This window comes from Gordonia cholesterolivorans, assembly GCF_039531975.1.
Lineage (GTDB): Bacteria > Actinomycetota > Actinomycetes > Mycobacteriales > Mycobacteriaceae > Gordonia > Gordonia sihwensis.
The window spans coordinates 1-564 of record NZ_BAAARB010000082.1 but is presented as its reverse complement, the minus strand read 5'-3'; the positions used below and the strand labels follow the sequence as shown (position 1 = coordinate 564).

Annotated in this window: 1 rRNA gene; it reads right to left on the bottom strand. The window is 54.8% G+C overall.

The window, feature by feature from the left end:
• A 23S ribosomal RNA gene (locus ABFX36_RS18975) occupies positions 1-98 on the bottom strand; the annotation flags it as partial.
• Between the last annotated feature and the right edge of the window lie 466 nt (positions 99-564).

Below are 564 nucleotides of genomic sequence, written 5' to 3'. Positions count from 1 at the left end.
GCTCGTTTGACAACTCCCCGAGGACTATCGCGGCCTACCACGTCCTTCATCGGCTCCTGGTACCAAGGCATCCACCGAACGCCCTCAAACACTTACAACAACACCCACAAACACACCCCACACACCAAACAGTGCCCGAGACGCGAATGCGGACAACAAACAAAAATCAACGATCACAACACGCGATCGCACAAACCAGAATCGAAATTGCAGAACACACAACCCAACAAGAACACCAAGGAACTCGCCGGGCTAGATGCTCGCATCCACTATGCACTTCTCAAACAACACACACCCACCACCCCCAACACCCCACAAACTCCGGGGCGGAAAACAGTGAGCACCAAGACAACCCGCGCAGAACGCGTGTTCCCTCAGAACCCCGATAGTGTGCTTCGTCCACAACCGCAATCACTCACGGTCGACCACCCGCCGGCCCGCCCGCATCTCGCAGGCCACCGACAAACAAATGATGGATTCTTGTGTTTCACCCATGAACAAACACCGACCCGATACACATTCGGCACCAGCATCGACGTGTTGTTTGCTCCTTAGAAAGGAGGT